The sequence below is a fragment of the Gilliamella sp. ESL1225 genome, assembly GCF_058502635.1.
Genome location: NZ_CP196358.1, coordinates 1,252,595 through 1,273,240 on the forward strand (window position 1 = coordinate 1,252,595; position 20,646 = coordinate 1,273,240).

Annotated in this window: 23 protein-coding genes and 1 tRNA gene; 15 read left to right on the forward strand and 9 right to left on the reverse strand. The window is 32.2% G+C overall.

The window, feature by feature from the left end; genetic code table 11:
• Nucleotides 1-4: 4 nt before the first annotated feature.
• From ACSYSW_RS05655 to crcB, 3 genes are all read right to left on the reverse strand, one after another.
• A complete protein-coding gene (locus ACSYSW_RS05655; protein ID WP_491705983.1) occupies nt 5-415 on the reverse strand; it encodes a DoxX family protein in 411 nt (136 codons plus the stop codon).
• 259 nt (nt 416-674) lie between these two features.
• The gene (locus ACSYSW_RS05660) at nt 675-1,043 is read right to left on the reverse strand and encodes a SulA-like leucine-rich domain-containing protein (RefSeq protein WP_491705982.1); all 369 of its coding nucleotides are present in this window, start codon (nt 1,041-1,043) and stop codon (nt 675-677) included.
• A 108-nt stretch (nt 1,044-1,151) separates the two neighbouring features.
• A complete protein-coding gene (crcB, locus tag ACSYSW_RS05665; RefSeq protein ID WP_491705981.1) occupies nt 1,152-1,529 on the reverse strand; it encodes a fluoride efflux transporter CrcB in 378 nt (125 codons plus the stop codon).
• Between the two features lie 132 nt (nt 1,530-1,661).
• Between crcB and ACSYSW_RS05670 the strand changes: the two genes are divergently transcribed.
• From ACSYSW_RS05670 to cspE, 5 genes are all read left to right on the forward strand, one after another.
• Entirely contained in the window at nt 1,662-2,282 is a 621-nt protein-coding gene (locus tag ACSYSW_RS05670; protein ID WP_491705980.1) for a riboflavin synthase subunit alpha, read from the forward strand.
• 218 nt (nt 2,283-2,500) lie between these two features.
• Nucleotides 2,501-3,532 carry a zinc transporter ZntB gene (gene zntB / locus ACSYSW_RS05675; RefSeq protein ID WP_491705979.1) on the forward strand — a complete coding sequence of 344 codons (1,032 nt, stop codon included), beginning with the start codon at nt 2,501-2,503 and terminating at the stop codon, nt 3,530-3,532.
• A 152-nt stretch (nt 3,533-3,684) separates the two neighbouring features.
• A complete protein-coding gene (locus ACSYSW_RS05680) occupies nt 3,685-5,565 on the forward strand; it encodes a DNA topoisomerase III (RefSeq protein ID WP_491705978.1) in 1,881 nt (626 codons plus the stop codon).
• A 153-nt stretch (nt 5,566-5,718) separates the two neighbouring features.
• Nucleotides 5,719-9,120, forward strand: coding sequence for an autotransporter family protein (locus ACSYSW_RS05685; protein WP_491705977.1), 3,402 nt, complete (start codon nt 5,719-5,721; stop codon nt 9,118-9,120).
• Nucleotides 9,121-9,638: 518 nt separating this feature from the next.
• Complete coding sequence (gene cspE / locus ACSYSW_RS05690) at nt 9,639-9,848, forward strand: transcription antiterminator/RNA stability regulator CspE (RefSeq protein WP_491705976.1); 210 nt, start codon at nt 9,639-9,641, stop codon at nt 9,846-9,848.
• Nucleotides 9,849-9,929: 81 nt separating this feature from the next.
• Here the strand turns inward: cspE and ACSYSW_RS05695 are convergent, their stop codons facing one another.
• The gene (locus ACSYSW_RS05695; protein WP_491705975.1) at nt 9,930-10,445 is read right to left on the reverse strand and encodes a thermonuclease family protein; all 516 of its coding nucleotides are present in this window, start codon (nt 10,443-10,445) and stop codon (nt 9,930-9,932) included.
• A 262-nt stretch (nt 10,446-10,707) separates the two neighbouring features.
• Between ACSYSW_RS05695 and plsY the strand changes: the two genes are divergently transcribed.
• Together plsY and recR are read left to right on the forward strand one after the other, a co-directional pair.
• Nucleotides 10,708-11,304 (forward strand): glycerol-3-phosphate 1-O-acyltransferase PlsY, encoded by a 597-nt coding sequence (gene plsY, locus ACSYSW_RS05700; protein ID WP_491705974.1) that lies wholly within the window; start codon nt 10,708-10,710, stop codon nt 11,302-11,304.
• Nucleotides 11,305-11,439: 135 nt separating this feature from the next.
• The gene (gene recR / locus ACSYSW_RS05705) at nt 11,440-12,045 is read left to right on the forward strand and encodes a recombination mediator RecR (RefSeq protein WP_491705973.1); all 606 of its coding nucleotides are present in this window, start codon (nt 11,440-11,442) and stop codon (nt 12,043-12,045) included.
• Nucleotides 12,046-12,069: 24 nt separating this feature from the next.
• Here recR and ACSYSW_RS05710 read toward each other — a convergent pair whose 3' ends face one another.
• On the reverse strand, nt 12,070-12,654 hold the full coding sequence (locus tag ACSYSW_RS05710; protein WP_491705972.1) for an IMPACT family protein: 585 nt from the start codon (nt 12,652-12,654) through the stop codon (nt 12,070-12,072).
• Between the two features lie 54 nt (nt 12,655-12,708).
• On the opposite strand from ACSYSW_RS05710, the gene nfi reads away from it, so the two are divergent.
• The 3 genes from nfi (at nt 12,709) to ACSYSW_RS05725 (ending at nt 14,216) form a co-directional block, all read left to right on the forward strand.
• Entirely contained in the window at nt 12,709-13,377 is a 669-nt protein-coding gene (nfi, locus tag ACSYSW_RS05715) for a deoxyribonuclease V (protein WP_491705971.1), read from the forward strand.
• 149 nt (nt 13,378-13,526) lie between these two features.
• Nucleotides 13,527-13,709, forward strand: a complete 183-nt coding sequence (locus ACSYSW_RS05720) for a methyltransferase (RefSeq protein ID WP_491705970.1) — start codon at nt 13,527-13,529, stop codon at nt 13,707-13,709.
• A 51-nt stretch (nt 13,710-13,760) separates the two neighbouring features.
• The gene (locus ACSYSW_RS05725; protein WP_491705969.1) at nt 13,761-14,216 is read left to right on the forward strand and encodes a hypothetical protein; all 456 of its coding nucleotides are present in this window, start codon (nt 13,761-13,763) and stop codon (nt 14,214-14,216) included.
• 55 nt (nt 14,217-14,271) lie between these two features.
• Here the strand turns inward: ACSYSW_RS05725 and apt are convergent, their stop codons facing one another.
• The gene (apt, locus tag ACSYSW_RS05730; protein ID WP_491705968.1) at nt 14,272-14,823 is read right to left on the reverse strand and encodes an adenine phosphoribosyltransferase; all 552 of its coding nucleotides are present in this window, start codon (nt 14,821-14,823) and stop codon (nt 14,272-14,274) included.
• A 282-nt stretch (nt 14,824-15,105) separates the two neighbouring features.
• On the opposite strand from apt, the gene ACSYSW_RS05735 reads away from it, so the two are divergent.
• A complete protein-coding gene (locus tag ACSYSW_RS05735) occupies nt 15,106-15,756 on the forward strand; it encodes a DUF421 domain-containing protein (RefSeq protein ID WP_491705967.1) in 651 nt (216 codons plus the stop codon).
• Between the two features lie 36 nt (nt 15,757-15,792).
• Here the strand turns inward: ACSYSW_RS05735 and ispE are convergent, their stop codons facing one another.
• Both ispE and lolB read right to left on the reverse strand, forming a co-directional pair.
• Nucleotides 15,793-16,659: a 4-(cytidine 5'-diphospho)-2-C-methyl-D-erythritol kinase gene (gene ispE, locus ACSYSW_RS05740; RefSeq protein WP_491705966.1), complete on the reverse strand. Its 867-nt coding sequence runs from the start codon at nt 16,657-16,659 to the stop codon at nt 15,793-15,795.
• Nucleotides 16,660-16,669: 10 nt separating this feature from the next.
• Nucleotides 16,670-17,293: a lipoprotein insertase outer membrane protein LolB gene (gene lolB, locus ACSYSW_RS05745; RefSeq protein ID WP_491705965.1), complete on the reverse strand. Its 624-nt coding sequence runs from the start codon at nt 17,291-17,293 to the stop codon at nt 16,670-16,672.
• Between the two features lie 214 nt (nt 17,294-17,507).
• On the opposite strand from lolB, the gene hemA reads away from it, so the two are divergent.
• The 4 genes from hemA to ACSYSW_RS05765 all read left to right on the forward strand — a co-directional run bounded on the left by hemA (nt 17,508) and on the right by ACSYSW_RS05765 (nt 19,666).
• A complete protein-coding gene (gene hemA, locus ACSYSW_RS05750; protein WP_491705964.1) occupies nt 17,508-18,812 on the forward strand; it encodes a glutamyl-tRNA reductase in 1,305 nt (434 codons plus the stop codon).
• Nucleotides 18,813-18,842: 30 nt separating this feature from the next.
• On the forward strand, nt 18,843-19,097 hold the full coding sequence (locus ACSYSW_RS05755; protein ID WP_491705963.1) for a DUF1289 domain-containing protein: 255 nt from the start codon (nt 18,843-18,845) through the stop codon (nt 19,095-19,097).
• 114 nt (nt 19,098-19,211) lie between these two features.
• Entirely contained in the window at nt 19,212-19,463 is a 252-nt protein-coding gene (locus tag ACSYSW_RS05760; protein ID WP_491705962.1) for a zinc ribbon domain-containing protein, read from the forward strand.
• Between the two features lie 117 nt (nt 19,464-19,580).
• Nucleotides 19,581-19,666: transfer RNA gene (locus ACSYSW_RS05765), tRNA-Leu, on the forward strand.
• A gap of 225 nt (nt 19,667-19,891) precedes the next feature.
• Here the strand turns inward: ACSYSW_RS05765 and ACSYSW_RS05770 are convergent.
• Complete coding sequence (locus ACSYSW_RS05770) at nt 19,892-20,638, reverse strand: SDR family oxidoreductase (RefSeq protein ID WP_491705961.1); 747 nt, start codon at nt 20,636-20,638, stop codon at nt 19,892-19,894.
• Nucleotides 20,639-20,646: the final 8 nt, after the last annotated feature.

Genomic DNA, 20,646 nt, shown 5'->3' on the forward strand with positions numbered 1-20,646 from the left:
ATAATTAATAAATTTCATTTTTATTAAAGTTAGGTAAAAGTGCGATTTTACCACTACCTAATAATGCCATAGCTAAAGCAACTAATGCCATAAATGCGGGATATTCCCAACCGCCACCGGGGTTTTGAAATGCAAAGCCATGAGGTGCGTGTACAAAACAGATAACAATCATTTGTAAAAAAGCTAAAAAAGAAATTAAACGAGTAAAAATACCAATAATTAAAAAAGCCCCGCCACCAATTTCAAAGATTATTGTTAAATAAGCCGCGTAAGCAGGAAAGCCTATCGATTCAAAATAAGCAGCTGTGCCGGAAGGCGTGTTTATTAATAACTTGGTTAAACCATGAGAAAGATACATAATTCCAAGTGCAAGGCGTAAGATAAGTAAAGCAAAGTTAGATTGTAATGATTTCATTGGATATTCCTATTAATGATTAATTAAACATAACTTCATTTATATCAATAAAAAACGACTCTAAATGGAGAAACAAGCAAGTTAGCATGCCAACTTCATTTTATACAGCCTAATTTTTGACTTAACTAAAAAAGGGTATTTAAAATTTAAATGTATGCCAGGGTTAAAGTATGTCGTTTTTAGATATTAGCACTTTTGATTTATTATGTATTTAAAATTTAAATAAAAATTTATTTTGAATCATCTTTTAGAAGAGTGATTAATCATCAACTAAAATCAGTGGTGTATCACTAATTTTAACAGTTTGTAATAAGCGTTGTTTATTTGCTTGAGTTAAATGTTTTATGCTAGCAACTACATAGCTACAAGTATGGCAAAGCAAGGCCTTTTCGATAACAGTAATTAAATTGTCTTGTTGAAGATTAACAAGTTGCACCACTTTTTGTTTATCTAAACCGGCAATATCAATCCAAGCACGTTTTAACATTGGTCTATCTGAAAGCCATAATTGCCATTTATTCATTTTATTATATTTACGTAATAAAATACCTTGTTGCTGTAAAACTTGTTGAAATGGTGACTCAAAATTAAAGGCTAATAGTTGCTTTGTTGAATTTTCAATTAACATAAAATACCTGTTAAACTGTATTAATATACAGTGGATATTAATACAGTATTTTTGATAAGTAAAGTTATTTTTTTGTTTATTAGATAGTGTTCAATTATCTTGATTTTATTAATTTTTCAATGATTCAAATGTTAAAATTCCCAAGTAAGTCATTAGAATTGAGCCAAAAAGATGACATGCGATAGTAAAGAGTACCATATTAATACGTCCCGCTTGTAATAGATTTACTATCTCAAGCGAAAAGGTAGAAAAAGTTGATAAGCCTCCACAAAATCCTGTAATTACAAGTACTCGCCATTCTTGAGGTAGGCTAGACTGATTGAAAAAAGCGACAGCAAAGCCAATAATATAACCTGCGATTAAATTACAGGCTAAGGTGCCTAAAGAAATACTATTTGAAGCATAATTAAATTTTAATGATAAGAACCACCGCAATAAACCGCCTGCAATTGATCCTATCGCAATAGCCACAATAACTTTAAACATGCGAAAAATCCCTAATTTTAAATTATATATTTTCGGCTTACTTGATAGTTAAAAATTATACTAAATAATAGAAAATCACAATCAAGATACGTTATTATAAACCGTTTTTACAGTTAATAGGATGGTTTAAGTATGTTTACAGGTATTGTGCAAGGTATGGGGCAAATAATTGAAATTAGAGATAGTGAAGAATTGAGGCAATATAAAATAAGATTACCCGCTCACCTTACCTCTGATATACAACAAGGTGCCTCAATAGCTAATGATGGTTGTTGTTTAACCGTTACCTCTCATGCCGATGATTGGGTAACGTTTGATATTATGTCTGAAACACTTGCCTTAACTACGTTAGGTGATAAACAAATATCTGATTTTGTTAATATTGAACGTGCTGCTAAATTTGGTGATGAAATCGGGGGGCATTTAATGTCAGGTCATATTGCCTGTAGGGGCAAAATTACTAACATTTTAAAGACAGAAACCAATTGTCAAATGACTATACAACTACCAAAACAATTTATGCCTTATGTTTTATATAAAGGATTTATTGGTATAGATGGTGCAAGTTTAACGATTGGTAATGTGGGAGAGGATCATTTTAATCTGCATTTAATTCCAGAAACGTTAGCAATTACCACTTTACAATTTAAAAAAGTTGGCGATAAGGTCAATATTGAAATTGATAGTCAAACACAAGCCATCGTGACGACAGTTAATCAAATTTTACAGAATCGATTTTTACAGAGTGATTAATAAGACGCCGTTAAACTTATTATCCATTTTATTATTTTTATTTTAAATTATTAAACTCATTAAATTATAAATAATGAGTTTGATGAAGAATTACATTTTTTTGCTATCTTTTTGCTTTTTATTATCTTTTTGCTATATTAGTACCTTTACTAGCTTTTGTTTAACAATTATTTAATTAATCAACATTGAATCCTCCATTAAAGGTAAAAGGTGATCAAATGTCTCTTTCAGCTTTGCTTAAACCTTCTAATAAAGTTAAACCAATCCCTGTCGAAACCTTATTAAAATCTGATCCAATTTATTGTTGTTTGCTCGACGGCAAAGGTTATGCAATAAAAATAGATGATAATAATAAAAGTAAATTAAAAGCGACGACCGAAACGCCTTGTTGGATCCATCTTGATTATACCTTACCAGCAACCATTAATTGGGTTAATTCGACTGATTTATTACCTGAATTAGCCAAAAAAGCTTTACTTGACCATGATTTAAGCCCTAAAGAAGCTCGATTTGACACGGGTATTTTAGTAACGTTAAAGGGCATAAATGTCTCTCATGATCCTGAATTAGATTCGATTGTCGCTTTTCGTTTTTATATTGCCGATAATTTAATTATTTCAACCCATCGTAAACAAAATGATATGATTTTAGATATCACTCATAATCTCGATAAGGGAATAGGACCTGTCGATGTTGCCGATTGGCTTATCCAATTTTCAGATTTATTAACCGATCAAGCGAATAACTTCTTTGATAATATTCATAACACGATTGTTAAGCTTGAAGATAAAGTTTTAAATGAGCATCTTTATTCGCATAACGAAATAGGTCATGTACGTCGTCGTTTAAATATTTTAAGACGGATCTTAGTGCCTGAGCGTGATATTTTTGTAAAAATTGCGACAGAAAGGGTGTCATGGATTGATGATAATGATAGGCAACATTTGCACGATGTTTCGACCCGTTTAACACATAATTTATCAGATATTGATACAAGCATATTACGTTTAAATTCGATTATGGAACAAATCAATTCGTTATTAACCGAATCAATGAACAAACGTATTTATTTTATGACATTATGGACACTTATTTTTTTACCGATTACTTTTTTAGCAAGTTTATTTGGTGTTAATTTGGCAGGTATACCTTTTAATAATGAAAAATGGTCATTTGGTATTTTTGCAGCGATTTTATTTGGTATTGCTATTTTTGTTATTGTATGGCTTAAGTCTAAAAAATGGTTTTAACGAAAATAGTCATAGCAAAGTTTCAATGTTTCTTTATTTTTCGCAGAAATTTTAGTGATAATTTTTAATAATTAAATCAGCTTACAGATGACGATTCGCTGCAGCTGATTTATAATCAAATAGCCTTAATTTATCATTTAAATCGATTCAACATGTTATATATTGCCGAAAAACCTAGCCTTGCTCGAGCTATCGCCGATGTTTTACCTAAACCATTACAATCAAAAGAAGGTTATATTCAAGCAAGTAATGGTGACATCGTTAGCTGGTGTATTGGGCATTTATTAGAGCAAGCAATGCCAGAAGATTATGATAAACGTTATAAAAAATGGCAATTGCAAGATTTACCGATTATTCCTGATAAATGGTTTTTGATTCCTAAAGCAAATACTAAAAAACAATTTGATATCTTAACAAAATTAATTAAATCTGCTGATGAAATTGTTCATGCCGGCGATCCTGATAGAGAAGGGCAATTACTGGTTGATGAAGTATTAAATTATTGCCAATTACCTAATGAAAAACGTAAAAATATTAAACGTTGTTTAATTAGTGATTTAAATGCAAGCGCCATAATAAACTCATTAAAAAATCTTAAAAATAATCAAGATTTTATTCCACTTTCAACCTCAGCCCTTGCCAGGGCAAGAGCTGATTGGTTATATGGCATTAATATGAGTCGTGTATGTACTCTTATTAGCCGTAAAACAGGTTATCAAGGTATGATTTCTATAGGGCGTGTACAAACGCCAATTTTAGGATTAATTGTGCGTCGTGATCAGGAGATCGAGCAATTTATTGCCAAACCTTTTTATGAAGTTTTTGCCGTTTTACAGACAGAACATAATGAAACTTTTCGAGCCAAATGGCAACCAAGTGAAGCATGTGCCCCCTTTCAAGATGAAGAAGGACGAATTTTACATAAAGGATTAGCCGAGAATGTTTGCCAACGAATTTTAGGTAAAGATGGTATTGTGACGCAAGTAAGTAATAAAAAACGTGAACTTAGTCAGCCATTACCATTTAATTTATCCAGTTTGCAAATCGAGATGGCTAAAAAACAGGGATTCACGGCTCAACAAGTATTAGATATTTGCCAATCGTTATATGAAAAACATAAATTGATTACATATCCACGCTCTGACTGTCGTTATCTGCCCAGCGATCATCTAAAGCAAATAAATCAAATTAAAGCGGCAATTTTAAATAATTGCCCTGATTTATTAAGTGCCATTGAACAAGCCGATTTTACGATCCGTTCCAAAACGTGGGATGATAAGAAAATTACCGCTCATCATGCCATTATTCCAACATTTGCTAAAATAAAATTAGCGACATTATCGACACAAGAAATCGCAGTTTATAACACAATCGCTTTACAGTATTTGGCGCAATTTTATCCTGTTTATCGTTATGCAGAATTACAAATTGATGTGGTAATTACTGGGGGTAAATTTATCGCAAAAGCAACACAAATGTTAGATGAGGGTTGGAAGGTTCTTTTTAAAAATAATAAAATTGAAGATAAAAATAAAGTTAGTTCTGAACAAGAAAATAATGTCTTGCTTAGCAAATTGGTTAAAAAAGGAGATAAAGTATTATGTTGTGATACTGATCTACTTATAAAAGAAACTCAGCCACCTAAGCCATTTAATGATGCGACGTTATTATCTGCATTAACCGGTATCGCACGTTTTGTAAAAGATCCTGAAATTAAAAAAATTCTAAGAGAAACAGATGGACTTGGCACCGAGGCGACAAGAGCGGGTATTATTGAATTATTATTTAAACGAAATTTTTTAATCCGCCAAGGAAAATCCATTAAAGCAACGCCAATCGGTCGCACCTTAATTACTTGTTTGCCTGAAATGATGTCGACTCCTGATATGACAGCACATTGGGAATCTCAATTAGATGAAATGAGCCATAAAGTATTTTCTTATCAATTATTTATGCAACAATTAAATTATTCGTTAGTTGATCTTGTCACTTTATTAAAAAAGATTAAAATTAATAAACCAATCATTAATTAATTTTTTGTTTTTTATCATTTTTTTACCTATTTGCCATTTATTTACATAGTTTTTTAAAATTATTTGACGATTATGAAATTTATATAATGTCAGTTTTTAATGCTTATTTAGTGAAATAACTTGATTTTAAATTAATCAAAACAAGGTGACTATATGACTAAGACGAATAAAATAGTTTTTCAGAATAAATGTGATATAAGTAATAAAATTCATTCTACAATAAAATTAACTAATCAAACTATTGCAAAATTCCCTTTAAAAAAATTAGGTATTTTACCTTTATCCGCTTATTTATCGACTTTAATTCCATTCAATGTGCTGGCAACACAAATAGATGTTACTAATTCAAATACTGAATTAAGTAGACAAAATATTACCGATGGTCAATTAGATATTAACTTTGATCCTGCACAAGGAAATCAGACGCTTTCTTTTCAATATAGTCTTCCTAGTAGTGGTAAAAATGGTGGGGCGATAAATTTAAATCCAAATACAAATGGACAGATTAACTTATCAGTAAACAACGCCGGTAATTTATCATTTATAGGTAATCAAACATCAACTTCAAGTTACGGCGGTGCGATTTACGCTTCATCGCAACAAGCCGATTTGAATAATACGATTAATATGGGCTTTGGTGATAACGTTAAATTTAGAAGTAATGTAACAAATGGGCGCTCTAGTGGTGGTGCAATATATAGCTTTGCAAGGGGGATTAATAATAGTGCTTTTCCAACTATTAGTAATAATTTAACCTTTGGTGAGGGAGCTCAGTTTATCCAAAATCAAGCTAATAATGGTACATCAAACGGGAGTAATCCTGGATTTGGTGGCGGAATTTATTATAAAACATTACTTACACTAACCCCGTATTATGGTGCTAAAACCGTATCAGGTTCAGCATCTTCAAATATTCAATTTGGTGATAATGCGAATTTTTCATTAAATAACGCGGGTACCTATAGTAATGGCGGTGGTATTGCGGTTGAAACAGTTTCGCAAGGCGGCTTACCTAATACCAACGGGTCAAAATTAAGTAGTATTACAGATACTGTCAATTCATTAATTTCTGTTGGAAATGGTGCTCTTTTTTATGGTAATACTGCCGATCAGCTTGGTGGGGCAATTTATGCACTTACATTGTCGCAATATGATGCTACATCAACGGAGTCTGGTGCCGTAATCAATGGCGATATGAATAATACTATGTCGATAGGAAGTAATGCAACATTTGCTAACAATTCCGTTATTGATATTACTTCTAAAGGTTACGCTTTCGGTGGTGCTATTTATAGTAAAGTGAGTGTTAATTATCAAAATGATGCCTCAAATAGTAAACTTATACATGATACGATTCAGTTAGGAGAAGGGGCTTATTTTTATGAAAATCGTGCCGGTAACAATCAAGCAACAGCGAGTTCAGCACAATATGCCGGGGGAGCTATTTATGCCTTTCATGATCTTTATTTGTCAGGTAATAGTTATTTTACCGGTAACCTTGTTGGGCAGGGTGCAACGAGTTTAGGTGGCGCGATTTATATGGAAGGTAATAACAATAATCAAAAATCGTCAAATCTTCTCTCTTTGGCAACTGATGCGGGCCATATTGCCTTTAAAGATAATTATGTCAATGTTCCTGCTAATGAGTCAACAGGAGGAAATGCCAATTCTATTTATTTAAATGGTAATACTCAATTATTGATTTCGGGAGATAACAATGTCTATTTTGATGATCCTATAGATAGTGGAACTATCGGGGGAAATAGCATGATAAAGGCCGGGGAGGGTTATGTACAATTTGTCGGATATAATAAATTGTATACTATGGGGATAACTGGAGATTCGGTTAGTGTTGAAGAAGGGACATTACGTGTTGTAACGGACGGAAATTTAGATGCTTCTGGATCTGGTATAGTTAGCGTCGATGAGAAAGGGACAATAGCCGGTGGTGGTTCAATCACAACTACAGATGGTTTTTTAATTTCGGGCACTATTGCTCCTGATGGCGATCGTTATGCTATCCCTGATTATCAAGATCATCAATTTTCAAATTCAGTGACGCGTGGTAATAATCACACGTTAGGAACGTTAACATTAAATGGCAATGTGACTTTTACAGATGAGTCTACTATTCGTTTAACGACTGATTTTGATGCGCAAACTACAGATAAATTGGTTATAAATGGTGATGCTGATGGCTCAGGTTTTGTAGATGTAACCCCACAAGGAGAAGGGCGCCCAACAACTAATTTAGAAAATGGTATTGAAATTATTACTATTAGTGGTTTGAGTAATGCTAATTTTTCATTACAGCATCCTGTTAGAGCGGGTTTATATGAATATATTTTAAATCATAATTCTAATGGGAACTGGTATTTAAATAATATAGAATTACCTCCGCCGGCACCAATACCTAATCCAATACCTACACCTACACCAATACCTCCTAGCATTGCAGAGGTTCCGGAACTTCCTTTAGTTCCACATTTACCCATCGATCCTGAATTACCTTTAGATCCAAATCGTCCATTGGATCCAGATATTACTTTAAATCCAGATTTTCCAATAATTCCTGTTTTACCGGATAATCCACCTGAAATACCTAAACCTAGTAAACCATTGAAACGATTGATGAATATTAGCATTGGTGGAACTTTATCTAATCAGCTCTCTTCATTAATATTATTTAATGATGCTGCTCAAAGAATATGGCGAGATACAGCTAAACGTTCGATAGATCAGACTGTATGGGGTTATTACCATTTTAATAAATTAGAAACTGATTTATTAAGTGGTAAGCAAAAAACAAAAATTAAAAGCTCTGAAATGGTATTGGGGATAGATTTATTAAAATATGATCAAATGACAGCAGGGGTATATGGCGCTATAGGGCATACAAGTAATAATACCCATTCTCGCCAAACCGGTAGCAAAGCATCCGGTGATGTTAATGGATATAGTGTAGGTATATATGGTGATTGGCAACAAGATCGTCATAATGGTGGATTTAATCTAGAAGGTAATGCTCAATATAACTGGTTTAAAAATAAGTTAAATGCGAGCGGGGATCTTAAAAACTCAACTTATGATAGTTCGGCTGTTAAATTAAATACGATTGCAGGTTATGGATTTTTAATTCGACAAAATGATATCGATCATTATAAGTGGTTTATTGAACCTCGTATTCATTTAGGTTATACCTGGTTAAATAGTGATTCTTTTAAAGATAGTACTAAAACCAAATTTTCGGATTTAAACTTTGATGGTGCCGAATTTAAATTAGGTGGACGTTATTATGGCATTCATACTAATGACACAGTTGGTATGTTACCTTATATTGAAACAAACTGGGTTTATCATTCAAATGATGCCGCTCTTAAAGTAAATGGTCACCATATTACCTCAGATATGGCTAAAAACCTTTTTGAAATTAAAGCGGGGGTAAATGGTAATGTAAATGATAGTTTTGGTGGTTATGCTGAATTAGGCTATCAATCAGGTAAAAATGCTTATTCAAGCATTGATGCACGTATTGGTATAAATTATACGTTCTAATGATATGACCTAATATTACTTAAATTTAAAGCTAATTATTACCACAATAACATTAGTGATTAGATGTTATTGTGGTATTTTTATAAAATGTAAATAATCCAATGGATTATCTTATTAAAATTTATTAGCTATTGAAATTTAATGGATAAAAGGTTATATCAAATAGTAATCAAACAATGTACTAGATTGATATGTTTTTATTTAAATATTTTAGATAATCAAAAAATTTATTATAAAAAAACTAATAAGCTTGCATTTTTTAAGGATATATGCGTTAATACTAACACGCATATGACATGCAGATTTATTTTTTAACATCTTGATATTTTTGGTTTGTTGTTTACTTTCTTCTGCTTAAATTTTTTTTGCTTCGATAGTATTAATTCTCTTCATCTTATATTTTTAAGTGTTCTCAAGTAATCTATGTTTTATGTGATAAATTAACCATATGGTTAATAGTTTATTTTTAGCTAAATTTTAAAAATAATTGAGAAAAACACTTTTAAGAGGGACAACAAATGTCAAAATTAACCGGTCAAGTAAAATGGTTTAACGAAAATAAAGGTTTTGGTTTTATCGCACCAAGCGATGGTAGTAAAGATGTCTTTGTTCATTTTTCTGCTATTGTTAGTGATGGATTTAAAACGTTAGCGGATGGGCAAGAAGTTGAATTTACTATTCAAGATAGCCCACGTGGACCTGCGGCAGCGAATGTTATTGTAAAATAGCCATTCTGCTATTTCGGTCTTTTCTTTGTAAGAAGACTAAATAAAGGCATTAACGAATCATGATATTTGTTAGTGCCTTTGTTATTTAAATATATTTTGTTTTCGTCGAAAATCCCAAGGCGCTATAGGGAATTTATCTTGCCATAATCCTCGTCTTTGTTTTTTAGCCACTTCTTCCCGTTTTACCATTTTTTCATTATTGGCTTTTCCTTTAAAGCGATAAGCCCATGCATAACCAGATTCGACCATTTTTTGATTAATATTTTTTTGCTTATAGAAAATAGTCCCTAAAAAGCGATTATAGATATCTTTTTGGTTTTCTTTAACAAAAACATTTTTACCGGCAATGTAAGAAGCAAGTTCTTTTTTTGCAGCTTTACCGAATGCTTGATTTAGTTCAGGAGCATCGATGTCAATCAATCTTACCTTAATGTTTTGTTTTTGCATTGTCTTAGTATCTGTTATTAAAATATCAATCGTATCACCATCAATCACCTTAACGACTTTACCTTTAAAATCGGCATAAACAGAAAAAACACTAAAAAATAAACACAAAAATAAAGAAAGATTTTTACAAAATGAATGAGTAAAATACATAATCTATTCACTTAAGAGAAGAATTAATAAAAATTTTGATTTTAATATACAACTATCATTAATAATATAAGCAAAATCATTTAATTAATACTCTAATTAAATGATTTACTATCCCGCTTATGAAGATATGATAATTATTATATTATGGAAATTTTTTAGGTCGCTTTTGACGGCTAATCGCTTAAAGAATATAATTCTTCACTGCATTGTAAAATAATCGTTATTGATTATTTATCTGATTTTTACAACTACAGAGGGATATATGACATTACAAATTGTAACTATGATCATCATTGCTTATCTCTGTGGATCATTATCAGGGGCGGTGATTATTAGTCATCTTATGCATTTACCTGATCCTTATACCCATGGATCAAAGAATCCTGGTGCAACGAATGTTTTCAGAATCAATGGCATATTACCCGCTTTATTTGTCTTAATTTTCGATATGTTAAAAGGTGCTATTCCCGTTTATATTGCTTATCGAATGGGTATCTCGTTTTTCTTTTTAGGTATTGTTGGGGTATCCGCTTGTTTAGGACATATTTTTTCTTGCTTTAATCATTTTAAAGGGGGGAAAGGGGTTGCAACCGCCATCGGGATGATGTTACCCATTGGATTAGATTTTACAGGATGTTTTATTTTTACTTGGCTGATTACTTTAACTATTACCGGATATTCATCATTAGCTGCAATTGTTGGATTTTTGCTAGCGCCTTGTTATGTATGGCTTTTTAAACCGGAATTGACCTTACCCGTTGCTATGCTATCGTGTTTGATTATTCTGCGCCATATTAGTAATATTGTTAGACTTTCAAAAGGAATTGAGCCGCGCATTTATATGCGTAAAAAACATTGATTTTAATTAGTTCTTTTATAAGATTCTCACTAAAAAATCAAATTTCATTATGGCTTTTGTTTTCATCAATACTAAAAAAAGGTATGATTATGTACCTATAATTCATCTAATTTTTAATTATTTTTCTGTTTATCTATGCAAATAAGCCCTTTATTAGAATCCCTCATGGAAGCTTTACGCTATCTTCCCGGTGTTGGTCCTAAATCAGCGCAACGTATGGCGTTTCATTTGTTACAACGTAACAGGCAAGGTGGGATCAAATTAGCCCAATTATTACAAGAAGCGATGACAAACATTGGACATTGTCAACAATGCCGCACTTTTACTGAACAAGAAATTTGTAGCCTATGTGCTAATGTTAGACGGCAGGCGAGTGCGCAACTTTGTATTGTCGAAACGCCGGCCGATATAGTTGCTATTGAGCAAACCGGTCAATATAGTGGTCGTTATTTTGTATTATTAGGGCATCTTTCGCCATTAGATGGCATTGGACCTAATGAAATTGGATTAGATCTATTAAAAGAACGACTTGCTACTCAACAAATTAACGAGGTTATTTTAGCCACCAATCCAACTATTGAAGGAGATGCAACGGCTAATTTCATTGCGCAGATGTGCCATGAATTCAATATTGTTACAACTCGTATTGCCCATGGTGTTCCAGTTGGTGGTGAATTAGAAATGGTAGATGGCACGACCTTGTCACATTCATTTATTGGTCGACAAAAAATAGAATTTTAACAAACTAGTTTTGATAAAAATTTATTAATCTAAAGCTAATAAAATCCTGCCTTTAGTTAAATCGGCTAAAAAACCTTTTAAATGGTGCGCATTATCACGAGTCAACGCAACACTAACGGTTACACCTGACGCACCAAAAATTGGATTTTCAAAAATAGCGTCTAATTCTTTTAATTTATTTTCGATAATAGACCATTCATTATAATAGCAATCAAAATTGATAGGGATCCGTTCAATTATTTCAAGCAATTGCGCTTGCTGTAGGCAATGACTAGCACTACCTCCATAGGCTCGAATCAATCCCCCTGTGCCTAATTTGATGCCCCCAAAATAACGTGTAACGACTATGATTACTTGATCGCAATTTTGCCCATCAATGGCAGATAAGATAGGTTTGCCGGCGGTACTTGTCGGTTCTCCATCATCATTAAATCGATATTGTTGCCCAATTTTCCATGCCCAGCAATTATGCGTTGCTGATGGATCACTAATAAGGGCTATAAAGTCATTGGCTTGTTGGATCGATGTCACTGGCGCAGCATTAACTATAAAAAGGCTTTTTTTAATTTCTTCGCGGATTTGAATAGAAGTTGTTAATGTAAAAGGCATGATGAATCTGTTAAAATTTAAATCTTGCTAGTTATAATACCGAGTGAATTAAAAATGTCTATTAATTTAGCCGAATTAAGAAAGCAACAACAATGTTTAGCTGAGCAAATTATTTTACAAGATGAATTTACTTTACCAATTAAGCATATTGCAGGGGCGGATGTCGGTTTTGAGCAGCAAGGCGAAATCACAAGGGCTGCCATTGTTGTTTTATCTTATCCCGATTTTGAAATTATTGACTATCAAATCGCAAGAGTAAAAACAACGTTTCCTTATATTCCTGGTTATTTATCTTTTCGAGAATATCCCGCTTTATTAAAGGCGTATGATCAGTTAAATCATCGACCATCACTATTAATGGTCGATGGACAGGGGACTTCGCATCCACGGCGGCTTGGTATCGCTTCTCATGTCGGTTTATTACTTGATTTACCTACTATTGGAGTAGCTAAAACGAAACTCTGCGGTAATTACCAAAATTTAGATAAAGTGATGGGGAATATCAGTCCATTAATGGATGGTAAAGAGCTTATAGGCAATGTGTATTATAGCAAAAATAAATGTAATCCTTTGTTTATATCAGCAGGGCATAAAATAAGTCAAGAGTCGGCATTATATTGGGTTAAAAACTCAATGCGAGGTTATCGTTTACCTGAGCCAACAAGATGGGCAGATGCAATAGCATCAAACAAACCATTAGTACAAAAATCAAAAATAAATTAATTATTTAATTCATTAATTGTTTATATCACAATTAAAGCCACAAAAAAGAAGAGTGAAAATAGTACAAAATGATGGTCAGCAATTTTTCCAATTTACGAAGTAACGGATTTACTTTTAAACAATTTTTTGTAGCTCATGATAAAAGTCCCATGAAGGTGACAACGGATAGTGTATTGTTAGGCGCCTTTGCTCCAATTTCAACTTTACCACATCATGTTTTAGATATAGGGACGGGCTGCGGAGTAATCGCATTAATGCTTGCTCAACGTTTACAATCTTTTCCGAAATGCGTGATTGATGCCATTGATATTGATTTCAATGCTGTAAAGTAATGTGATGAAAATATAAGAAATGCTCCTTTTAAGAATATTTCTGTTTGGCAAATGGATATTAAAGAATGTTTAACGCAACATTTTTCTAAGCAGAAACAATATTATAGACATTATGATTTAATCGTTTGTAATCCGCCGTATTTCGAATCTGCTTCGGCATGTCGCAGCAATCAGCGTCAAATTGCACGTTATACTGAGCAATTGTCACATGAAGATCTTATTAAATGCGTAATTTATCTTTTAGCTGAAAAAGGCCTATTTTGTGTCGTTTTACCCTTTCATTTATTTGAACAATTTGAGCAAATCGCTTTAAAACATCAATTATTTTTACAGCAGTCACTTAACATAAAATATCAACCTCATAAACACGATTCATTAATGATAGGATGTTTTACAAAAATAATTTCAAAAAAAGTAAAAAGGCAAAATTTGTGTATGAGAAATCAAGAAGGGCAATATAGTCATGATTTTGCTGATCTAATGCGAGACTTTTATTTGCGATTTTAATCATATTAATCAAAAAACCTCGCTAAAAAGCGAGGTTTTCGTATTTATTTTGAAATTATTCACCTTCAAATTGTATTAAGGTAAAACATTCAATGCCCATATTAGTTAATTTTGTTTTACCACCTAAATCAACTAAATCAATAACAAAGGCTGCATCTTCTACTATTCCACCTGCTTTACGAATTAATTTAGCCGTTGCAGCGACTGTGCCTCCTGTTGCAAGTAAGTCATCAACAATTAAAACGCGTTCATCTTTTGCGATAGCATCAGTATGTATTTCTAAAGTGTCAGTACCATATTCAAGTTGATATTCTTCTTTAAATACGTGACGGGGTAACTTATTGGGTTTTCGAACAGGGATAAATCCGACACCTAATGCTAAAGCAATCGGTGCTGCAAAAATAAATCCTCTTGCTTCAGTGCCAACAACTTTATCAATTTTTTTATTACGGTAATGATTAATTAAAAGATCTACAGTGGTCTTAAAAGCTTCGGCATTTTCAAGAAGACTTGTAATATCCCGAAATAATACCCCTTTTTTGGGATAATCGGGGATAGTAATAATACTGTTTTTAATTAACGCAAGTTTCTCTTGTAATGGGTTCATAATTTAATCACTTTGTTTACTAATTAGGAAATAATAAATAGAAAATAGGGTGCATTATATACCTGTTAACATTTCTGTAACAGTTAAGATAATGTAAGCATCTAAATTTTGTATGTTATTATTTTTTATTAAAAATTTCTAGATTATTTAATGATTAATTATTGGTTTTCTCTTTATTTGTAACTATAATAAATAAAATATTTATCTTCTTATTTATCAATAAGTTATTGTTGTTTCTGAAAATAACTTGTTTTTTCGATAAAACTTTTTTGGAGATATAAAATGCATTACAACGATTTTCTTGTTATTGCGCTTAAATTACTGGTTGTTTTTATTTGTATTATCATTTTCTTAAAAATAACCGGTAAAACTTCACTATCTCAAATGTCTAGCATTGATTTTATCGGTAATATGATTTTAGGTGGTATTGCGGGTGGTATTATTTATAATCCCAAATTAACTATTTTTGATTTTTTGATTGTTCTTTTTATGTGGACAGTCATTATGTATATTTCTAATTTTTTGAAAGAAAAAAGTCAAAGTGCGAAAGCGTTTATCGTTGGTAATCCTATTTCATTAATGGATCAAGGTAAAATAGATGTGCAAGCATTTGAAGATAATAAATTAAGTATGTCGTCTTTTGCCATCTTGTTAAGGATGAAAAATATTTTTAGTATTAGTGAAGTCAATAAGGCTATTTTAGAACCTAATGGGCAGCTAACAGTTGTTAAAAAAGGAGATAAAGGCATAGCGTATGTAGTATTAGAAAATGAAAAACCTAATATCGATAATTTAAAACAAATTGGTAAAGACGAAGAGTGGTTAAAAGCACAATTGAGTCGACAAGGTTATGATAGTTATAAGGGATTATATTGTGTTGAATATTATGATGGTCATATTTATGTAATACCGACTTTGTCATTGAATAAATAATTAGTCTATATAGATTATATAGACTAATTATTAATGCTAATTCACATAAAGTGGTGATTGATTTGTTGAATGGGCTATAAAAGCATTAATATTTAATAAATGTAATTTTGCTAAAAGATTATTTGCCGCGCTTTCACTTTGACACTGCGTAAAAATACATGCGCCGGTACCTGTTAATCGAGTAGGGGCAAATTCATTTAGATAGTCGATGAGAGAATGAATGATTGGGTAATGGCGCTTAACGGTATTTTCACAATCATTTTTATGTTCAGAATATGAAATTGATAATAATTGTTCAAGAGTTCGTTTTGGCGAATTACGAGTAAGTTCGGGTAAATTGAATATTTTTGCGGTTGAAACTTCAATATTCGGACAAGTGATTACATACCAATTTTCTTGGTAATTAATGGGTTGTAATTTATCTCCAACACCTTCTGCAAATGCGGCATGTCCATAAATAAAAATAGCAACATCCGCTCCGATTGATCGTCCAATATCGATTAACTCTTGTTTCGATAAATTTAGATCCCATAGTTCATTTAACGCAACTAAAACCGTAGCAGCATTTGATGAAGCGCCACCTAATCCTCCACCCATAGGAATTTTCTTATCAATTTTGATATCAATGCCTAAATGTTTAGTTTGAGGTTGCTTTTTGTATCCATAAGATTGTAATTTTTTTGCGGCAACCACGATCAAATTTTTTTCGGCAGAGACATTATCAAAATGGGTTAACAAATTAATCTCATCATCATGACGAACATCAAAGGTAAGGGTATCGTTATAATCAATAAATTGAAAGAGAGTCTGTAAATCATGGTAATTATCTTGCCGTCGATTTGTAATATATAAAAAGAGATTTAATTTAGCCGGTGATAACCAAAATTTTTTATTGTTTTGCATACAACTTGACCTAGAAAACTTTCCAACTATTAATTTTGACATTAATAAACGTATCTTTTTGTGTTAGCTCTAATGATGAGGGAAGCGCTATTTTTTGTTTATAGGTAGAAACAGTAAGATAATGAGTAATTTTTAATTGCCAAATTTTATTTTGTTGGCTAAATTGTGTCGCATAGAGGCGACCTTGATTATCTAATTGATCCCATTCTGGATTATTCGAATAACCTTTTAACCAATCATGCAACGATAAAAGTGGGATATCGAGATTGGCATAATTTTTAAGAAGTGTTTCAATATTGATATCTCGATAAGTCTGTCCATTTCTATCGGTTAATTCTGCAAATAATTGTGAAACTTTAATAGTTAATATACGCATTCCTAAGGAAGATGTTAATTTAATTTGATAATCATCATTTGCTTTTTGTTGAATGATAAATCGGCCATAATTTTTGCCATCTTTTCCTTTATAAGTCAAACTACCATTTGCTTGAAAGGCGCTAATTGTTTGTAATTTTTCTTGATGTAGATGCCAATCTTGTTGCAAAGTAAGCTTATCTTTAGGTACTGAAACCTGACAAGAGATGAGGAAAAAAGTCAGTAAAAAAATAAGATAAGGTTTTAAATAGGGCATCATTTAGTTTGGATTTTTTTATAGTGAAAGTTTTACTATTATAACTGATAATTAATGAAATTGAAAAAGAATGACACCATTTAACCTTATTCTTTTTTGTTGTATACTAACTTAACTAAACGCTTAATAAAGCGTAATAAACAATAAACTAAACAATGGTCTAGTTTTGTTAACGAATGAATAAATCGATTAAAACTTACCAATAAGAAAATACGCAATGTCAATTACAATATTAGGTGTTAATCATAAAACCGCGGCTATCGCTTTGCGTGAAAAAATTGCTTTTTCAACAGAAATGATGGATAAAGCTTTATACAGCCTTTATCAACATCCTCTCGTTGATGGATGTGTGATTTTATCAACATGCAACCGAACTGAAATTTACCTTAGCTATGAATATGAAACAGATTTAATTCGTTTAAAAGAATCTGTCATTGAATGGCTTGCAAATTTTCATCAAATTGATATCTCGTTATTCAAATCGGCTTTATATTGGCATGAAGGGCGCCAAGCTATTGAACATTTAATGTCGGTTGCAAGTGGTATTGATTCAATGATTATTGGTGAACCCCAAATCTTAGGGCAAGTTAAACAATCTTATACTGCTGCTCAGCAAAATCACACTTTATCAATGCCATTGAAAAAACTTTTTCAACATATTTTTCATGTTGCAAAAATTATCAGAACAGAAACTAATATAGGCTCAAATACTGCATCGATCGCTTATGAGGCATGCCTTGTCGCTCGTAAACTTTATGAAGATACTAAAACTATTAATGTTATGCTAATTGGGGCAGGTGAAACGATAGAGCTTATCTCACGTTATCTTAAACCACATAGATTTAATCATATTATTGTCGCTAATCGAACACGCGAAAAAGCGCTTAAACTTACCTCATTATTAATTGATGCCGAGATTATTTCTTTGCATGATATTGCAACACGTTTAAGTGATGTTGATATTGTAATTAGCTCAACGGCAAGTCCCTTACCTATTATTGGTAAAGGTATGGTTGAACGAACTTTATCAATAAAGCGAGCATTGGCTAAACAGCAATCTACCACACAAAAAAATGATATGCTTTTTATTGATCTTGCTGTCCCTCGTGATGTTGAAGAAGAAATCAATCAATTAGAAAATGTTCATTTGTATACCATTGACGATTTGCAAAAAACCGTAACGGCAAATTTAGAACAACGAGAAATCGCAGCCAAAGAAGCACAATATATTATTCATGAAGAAGCTGAAAAATTTATCCAATGGCAAAAATCACGTCATGCAGTTGATTATATTAAAGAATATCGACGTCAAGCAGAAGAGATTAAACGTGATTTGGAAATAAAAGCACTAAATTCAATCAAACAAGGTGCAAATATTGATGATGTTTTAAGTGAGTTTTCCTATAAATTAACTAATAAACTGATTCATGCCCCAACACAAACTTTAATGAATGCGGCAATGGTAGAGTGTGACAATTGTTTTAGAGTTGTAAGTAAAGGTTTAGGGCTAAAAGAACATTAATTTATAACATTAAAAGAGGTTAGGATCTTATTGGATCAAATTGAATTTTTTACAATACCCAATCCTTGTAAACGGATTTGTGAAACTAATTTACAAGGTTATTGTTTATCTTGTTTTCGATCAAGGCAAGAAAGATTTGATTGGCAAAAATATAATGATACCCAAAAAAAGCATGTTTTAAGATTAGCAAAACAACGAAAATTAAAATATCAAAAAAGACAATTATCTCAATTACCTTACCCTATAAATATTGAAACTGTAAAACAATTCGATTTAAATTTATAACAGAATGAATTGTAACGAATTTAATTTATCTCTTCTTGCAATATTGATTTAGTCAGAGTAGCATTTTTGAAATAGTCGATGTGAATTATTTGAATATTAAGTAAGAGGCATTACATGAAAATGTGCATAGCTTGTGGGATGCCAATGACGACAATAGGTGATTATCCGTTATTCGATATGACAAAAAACTATTGTAAACATTGTGCAAATCAGGAGGGTTTACTTATTTCCTTTGAAGAAAAATGGCGTTCATTAACGTTACATTATGCTAAAGCACATCATTTGGATTATGAAATAGCAAAAGAAACTGCATATCGGGTCTTAAAAAAATTACCGGCTTGGCGCTATTATAAACAGCAAAAGTAACTGACAATCTCAAATAACAGACTAAAAATTACGCAAATGGTTTTTTTTAGGCTTTTATTTATTGCAGATAAAAGCTAACTCGGTATAATGCCTACGTTTACTTATTATCACATAAATGCCAGTGTGGCGAAATCGGTAGACGCAGCGGATTCAAAATCCGCCGCCCTTAAAGCGTGTCGGTTCGAGTCCGACCACTGGCACCAATAAAATCAACGATTTACATAAATAATTATTTCGCACAAATTCTTAATAAAACGCTAAGTGGCGGTAAAATAGCGCTATTTAAGTTTATCTTTTGACTCAAAATGTCTTTAAAATTCTATTTTTATTCAAAAATACTTAACTTATTGTCATGGCACGTCTGGATACACCCATAAAAAGAGTAACATCTAAAGTCATACTATTCGCTAAATGAATTCATGTAATGACTAAACTTGCTGACAAGTAGGACGTATAATAATTTCATTCATTGTAGTGTCGGCAGGTGAATTAATGGCAAATGCAATGATTTCAGCAATACGTTCTGGTTGAATAGCGACTTCTTGGTACAACTTATCGATAGCGTTTTTTATATCTTGATCTGTAATGGTATGAGTAAGTTCTGTAGCAATTGCTCCTGGTGATATGACGGTAACGCGAATATTACTTTTGGCTAATGCTTCTTCTTGACGCAAACTATCACTGATTGCTAATACCGCATGTTTTGTAGCACTATAGACACCGCCCCCCGGGTGGGTTAAATGTCCAGCAATGGAAGAGATGTTAACGAAGTGACCTTGCTTTCTTTGGCGCATCGGTAATAAGGCAGCGGCAATGCCATATAAAGTACCTTTTATATTAACATCGATCATTTGCTCCCACTCATCTACTTTTAGTTTGCTGAATGTTGATTGTGGCATTAGTCCGGCATTATTGATCCAAACATCGATTTGTTTATATTCATCCAACGCTTTTTTAGCCAAAAGTTCAACGTCATTGCGATTAGTTACATCGGTAACTAGGTAAGTAGCTATACCTCCTATCGATGAGATATCTTTTATAATATTTTGTAGTTTTTCTTCTCGTCTGGCTCCTAACACTAGTTTATAACCTTGTGCTGCTAATAATTTAGCAGTCGCTTCGCCTATACCACTCGAAGCACCTGTTATGACGATAACTTTTTTATCTTTTTTCATATATTAAC